Annotated in this window: 6 protein-coding genes; 3 read left to right on the forward strand and 3 right to left on the reverse strand. The window is 36.5% G+C overall.

Annotation, left to right across the window (positions count from 1 at the left end):
- A partial coding sequence (locus SOY52_RS00780; RefSeq protein WP_320847079.1) for a NifB/NifX family molybdenum-iron cluster-binding protein occupies nucleotides 1-483 on the forward strand: 483 nt, incomplete at its 5' end.
- 47 nt (nucleotides 484-530) lie between these two features.
- Complete coding sequence (locus tag SOY52_RS00785; RefSeq protein WP_320847080.1) at nucleotides 531-1190, forward strand: uracil-DNA glycosylase; 660 nt, start codon at nucleotides 531-533, stop codon at nucleotides 1188-1190.
- 33 nt (nucleotides 1191-1223) lie between these two features.
- Here SOY52_RS00785 and SOY52_RS00790 read toward each other — a convergent pair whose 3' ends face one another.
- From SOY52_RS00790 to SOY52_RS00800, 3 genes are all read right to left on the reverse strand, one after another.
- Complete coding sequence (locus tag SOY52_RS00790; protein ID WP_320847081.1) at nucleotides 1224-2300, reverse strand: ABC transporter ATP-binding protein; 1077 nt, start codon at nucleotides 2298-2300, stop codon at nucleotides 1224-1226.
- Nucleotides 2300-4012, reverse strand: a complete 1713-nt coding sequence (locus SOY52_RS00795) for an iron ABC transporter permease (protein WP_320847082.1) — start codon at nucleotides 4010-4012, stop codon at nucleotides 2300-2302. The genes SOY52_RS00790 and SOY52_RS00795 overlap by 1 nt, the downstream gene beginning before the upstream one ends.
- 81 nt (nucleotides 4013-4093) lie before the next feature.
- Nucleotides 4094-5209 (reverse strand): ABC transporter substrate-binding protein, encoded by a 1116-nt coding sequence (locus SOY52_RS00800; protein ID WP_320847083.1) that lies wholly within the window; start codon nucleotides 5207-5209, stop codon nucleotides 4094-4096.
- 133 nt (nucleotides 5210-5342) lie between these two features.
- Here SOY52_RS00800 and SOY52_RS00805 point away from each other — a divergent pair.
- The coding region (locus tag SOY52_RS00805) for a hypothetical protein (RefSeq protein WP_320847084.1) at nucleotides 5343-5561 on the forward strand (219 nt) is incomplete at its 3' end.

A 5561-nucleotide genomic window follows, 5' to 3' on the forward strand; every position in this document is an offset into this window, starting at 1 on the left:
GAAGCAAGAAAACTAATTATATCAGGCGGGAATATAATAACCCTTGATCAAACAGAAAAATATAAACTCAATACTAAAGGAGATAGTACAATGAGAATTGCAGTAACTTATGAAGATGGACAAATCTTTCAGCACTTTGGACACACAGAAAACTTTAAAGTTTATGATGTTGAGAATAATAAGGTTACAGACAGTAAAGTAATTAATACTAATGGCACTGGACATGGAGCACTTGCTACCCTATTAAATGGTTTAGATGTTGATGTCTTAATTTGTGGTGGAATTGGAGGAGGAGCTCAGATGGCTCTCGCTGAAGCAGGTATAAAGCTTTATGGAGGAGTTTTTGGTGATGCAGATAGTGCTGTTGACGCACTATTAAAGGGTGAACTTGAATATAATCCAAATGTAATGTGTTCTCATCACCACCATGAAGAGGGTCACTCCTGTGGTTCTCATAGCTGTGGACATCATTCCTGTCATTAATTCAAAGGGCTCTTTTTAGGGCTCTTTTCTTATGCTAAAATATTCTTATGATTAATGTACAAAATGATTGGCAAAGTTTTTTTGATAGAGAGCAAAAGCAATCCTATTACTTAGCATTAAGAGAGTTTTTGATAAAAGAATATTATTCAACAACTATCTATCCTCCAATGAATGAAATTTTTAATGCATTTAAATTATGTCCTTTTGAAAAAACCAAAGTAGTAATTGTCGGTCAAGATCCATACCATGAAGAAGGTCAGGCAATGGGGTTATCATTCTCTGTTAGAGAAGGTACACAAGAACCACCATCACTACAAAACATTCATAAGGAAATAATTGATGAAGGTGTTGAGATGGGGCCTTGGTCTTCTGATTTATCAAGATGGGCAAGGCAAGGAGTATTACTACTAAACTCTACCCTTACAGTTCGAGCTCATAAGGCTGCATCACATTCCTCTAAGGGATGGGAAACACTTACAGATAGAGCAATAATCGAGCTAGGTAAAGATACTAGGCCAAAGGTATTTATGCTATGGGGAAGCTATGCTAGAAGTAAAAAAGCTTTGATAGAATCAAAAAATCATTTGATATTGGAAGCTGTCCATCCAAGTCCACTCTCAGCATATAGAGGATTTTTTGGTTGTGGACACTTTAAAAAGTGTAATGATTTTTTACAAGAAACAAATCAAGAAAGAATAATTTGGTGAATAAAGCGGCCCGTTTGGACCGCTTATTTATTACTAAATTACATGTAGTGCATCAGTATCAATTAAGAGATGACACTTTTCACCGACCTTATAAACCTTTCTATTCTTAGGGTTGTGGTCTTCAAGCTTAACAAGAGTATTCCCTACCATTACATGATAATTCTGATAAGACCCCATGAAGCAAGAAACAATAACTCTACACTCTAAGCCACCCTCATCTCCAAGCTTAGCTGCTTCAGGACGTAGAACTGCAGTATATTGATCACCAATAACCATATTCTCTTTTGGAGGAGTCTTAAGTTTTTTACCTTCAAAATCAAGAACTGCGTATTTACCATCCATTCCAGCATATTTGCCTCTTAAGAAGTTTGCCTCTCCTATGAAGTCAGCAACGAACTCACTTACTGGATGGTAGTAGATTTCTTCTGGAGTACCCATCTGAGCAACTACACCTTTATCCATAATGATAATTTGGTCACTTATAGCCATAGCTTCACTTTGATCGTGAGTTACGTAAATAGCTGTAATTCCTACCTCTTGTTGAATTCTTCTAATTTCTGTTCTCATCTCTACACGAAGCTTAGCATCAAGGTTTGAAAGAGGTTCATCAAAAAGAAGAACTGATGGTTCAATAACAAGAGCTCTAGCCAAAGCAACACGCTGTTGCTGTCCACCAGATAGCTGATTTGTCATTCTACCTTCCATTCCAGAAAGCTTAACGAGATCAAGAATCTTCATAACCTTTTCTTTAATTACATCTTTTGGAACCTTTCTAAGCTTAAGGCCATATGCAACGTTATCAAAAATATTGTAGTGAGGTAAAAGTGCATAGCTCTGGAAAACCATTGCTGTATCACGCTTATTAGGAGTGAGCTCGTTAATTGGTTCATCTCCTAAATAGATTTCACCCTCATCCGGACTTTCAAAACCAGCAATCATTCTTAGTGTAGTAGTTTTACCACAGCCTGATGGACCTAATAGAGTAACAAATGAACCTGGCTTAATCTCAAGATCTGTATTTTTTACAGCATAGAAATCTTTACCTGTCTTTGGATCTTTATAAATTTTTGAAATATGTTCTAGGCGAACGCCCTTTTTTACCTTTTCCATTATTCGACCTCCTGAAGTTTTTTACTTGTTCCAAAGTGTTTGATGAAAATATTCATCAACAGTACAGAACCGTAAGTGATAATAATGAGGATTGTTGCAAATGCACATGCTAAGCCATATGCACCCTTCTCTGCAAACTCATTAATCTGAACAGTAATAAGTAAGAACTGTGGAGTAACGAGCAAGATAATTGCAGAAATAGCTGTAATACTTCTTACAAATGAAGTTACAAGACCAGAAAGGAATGAGTCCTTAATTAATGGCAATGTAACAGTCATAAATACTTCAAATGAGTTTGCACCCATATCATATGCAGATTCTTCGATTGACTTATCAATCTGGCGAAGTGCTGAAATACCAGAACGAGTACCTGTAGGAAGTGATCTAACAACAAATACAATAATTAATAGTGTTGCAGACCCATAAATCCACTGCATAATACCAGTATGGAAGATACCACCAGCAAAGCCTCTAATGTATCCAACACCGAGTACTGTTCCAGGAACTGCCATGGCAAGCATTGATACAGCTTCAATAAAGCCTTTTGCCTTAAACTTCTTCTTAACAACTAAGTAGGAAATAATCATTGAAAGAAGAGCTGTTATCGGAGCACTAATTAAGGAAAGTACAAATGAATCTTTGAAAGCTTTAAAGCCCTTAAACTTTGTAAATACCTGCTTATACCACTTAAATGTAAGTGGGAAGAATTTATATCCCCAAGTTGGGAATAATGATCCAATTGGAACACAAAGGTACATCATAATTACAAAGATAGCTACTGCTGAACAGAAGATAGTTAAAGGAAGTTTTACACTTCTATCTTCAATAAGCATTCTACCTCTAGAAGCTTTACCAGTTAAAGTAGCGGCTGTTTTCTTCTCAAGTACATACTTTTGCACAGCAAACATAACAAGGGTAATTGTTAAGAGTACAACTGCCATTGCTGCTGCACCTGATTTATCATAAGCACCTGTTATTTGCAAATAAATAGTAGTTGCTAAGGTATCATATGAACCACCAATAATCATTGGGTTTGCAAAGTCAGCAATTGATTCAATAAATGTAACTAAAAATGCATTACCAAGTCCTGGTAAAATTAAAGGTAATGTTACACTTGAAAATACCTTAAAACGAGTTGCACCCATATCTCTTGCGGCTTCTTCAAGAGATGGATCAATATTCTTCAATAAGCCCTTAAGCATCATGTAACATACAGGGAAGAATGTTAATGCCTGTACAATTACGATACCCCAGAAACCATATACAGAGTTATCATATATCTTTAATAAGTGTCTTGTAATAATACCAGCCTTACCAAAGAGCATAATCATCGAAAGTGAAAGTACAAAAGGAGGCGATACTACCGGGAGCATCGATACAACTTTAAAAAGTCCTCCAACGAACTTATTCATACTAAGGTAGACTTCTACATAAGCAAATAATAAGCCAACTAAAGTTGAAATAATACCTACTACGAAACCAACCTTTAATGTATTAGAAATTGCCTTTGTAAATGTAGGCATCTTAAAAATACGTGCAAATACGGAAAAGCCAAACTTTCCATCCCCAATGAAAGAATCAACAAGCAAAATTGCAAGTGGATAGAGGATAAATAAAGTTAGAAAGGCTATCAGCACAACTATAGTGGTGACCATGATAGGATCTTTCATCAGCTTCTTCCTATCAAGAGTAGCACCTTGTCCCTTTGCCATCTTTATGCCTCCTTGTGTGTTTAGTCAAAAAAGAGGGATGAAAAAGTATCTCATCCCTCTATATTTCAGGAATATTCTAGATTATTTAATCTGGAATCTTGTTGCATCGCCTGTTGCAGCACCAGAAGCAGCTAAAGCATCCATAACTTCAGATATATACTTCTTGATGTTTGCTGTAGCATCAGCAAAGTCATAATCGATAACGTTTGTTGGGTCTAAGCCAAATTCATAAGCGATCTGTGGCTGCTCAGCGTTATCAATTACTAGGAACTGATATGAACCATTATCCTTAGCAATGTTTACACAATCTGGAGAGAGTGCGAATTCAATCCAAAGCTTAGCTGCATTAGGATGCTTAGCTCCCTTAAAGATTGCTGTTGCACCAATTTCACATGTTGTACCAGATGATGGGAGAACGAGACCGATATTGTCATAGCCGTTATCTACGATTTGTGTGATACCATCGTGTAAGAAGCCAAGACCGATAACACATTCGCCTGTACCTACGTTCTTTGAAGGACCTGAACCAGACTTTGTATAAACGTGGATGTTCTTATCAAGGTCTACTAAGTACTGAATACCTGCATCATGACCATACTTCTGGATAACTGTATTGATGATGAGCTTAGCTGTACCAGCTGTGTTATAGTTAGATGTCCAAATTAAGCCCTTATACTGAGGATCTGTTAAGTCAGCAAAGTCTGTAGGAACCTTAACACCAAGTCTAGCAACCTCATCCTTGTTATACATAATTCCTAAGATACCTGTGTAGATACCATACCATCTACCTTCACTATCCATATAAACTGGCTTTGTAATGTGTTTAGCATTTTCAGCCTTATATGACTCTAAGAAGCCTTCTGCAGCAAGAACGTTATAAGGATCTGTTGTACCACCAAACCATACGTCTGCTGATGGGTTACCCTTTTCCTCTTCAATCTTTGCCTGTACTTCACCTGTTGAAAGGCGCTGATATACAGTCTTAATTCCGTAAAGCTCTTCGAACTTTGCACAAGCTGCTGCAAGATATTCTTCCTCACATGAGCCGTATACTACAAGTTCACCCTCTGCCTTAGCAGCCTGAACAAGTGGGGAATCATTTGTGGATGTTGTTGTTTTAGCAGTTTCAGAAGCACCCTGTGCGAAGAGTGATACTGCTAGTAATAGAACTAATAGAACTGATAATAGTTTTTTCATTTCTTATCTCCTTTTGATAAGTTTTACCTGCAATTTAGGATAAATCAGCAACTAACCAAATGCAAGAAAAAACAATTTCTAAGTAAAAACTTTCACTATTTCAAAAAATTGTTCTAGTCTGTATTCTTAAGCAATGGAAATAATCAGAGTTAATAATACAAAAGATAAAGATGCATGGCTTTTATTTGAAAAGACCTATAATGAAATTGAAAACAAAGAGTTCTTTGCATTTGATAAAGAATACACTCCTCCAAAGGATGGATTTACATATAAAATATTTGATAACGATAAGCTTGTAGCCTGCTTTCTACTAACCGTCCCTCACCTTGATGAGGAAAATCTTGGTTATGAT

This window comes from Bullifex sp. (assembly GCF_034103065.1).
GTDB lineage: Bacteria > Spirochaetota > Spirochaetia > Sphaerochaetales > Sphaerochaetaceae > Bullifex.

What these genes read in the sequence shown, in the direction of transcription:
- SOY52_RS00795 (WP_320847082.1), bottom strand. Translation starts at nt 4,012, where the DNA reads ATGGCAAAGGGACAAGGTGCTACTCTTGATAGGAAGAAGCTGATGAAA.
- SOY52_RS00800 (WP_320847083.1), bottom strand. Translation starts at nt 5,209, where the DNA reads ATGAAAAAACTATTATCAGTTCTATTAGTTCTATTACTAGCAGTATCA.
- SOY52_RS00790 (WP_320847081.1), bottom strand. Translation starts at nt 2,300, where the DNA reads ATGGAAAAGGTAAAAAAGGGCGTTCGCCTAGAACATATTTCAAAAATT.
- SOY52_RS00785 (WP_320847080.1), top strand. Translation starts at nt 531, where the DNA reads ATGATTAATGTACAAAATGATTGGCAAAGTTTTTTTGATAGAGAGCAA.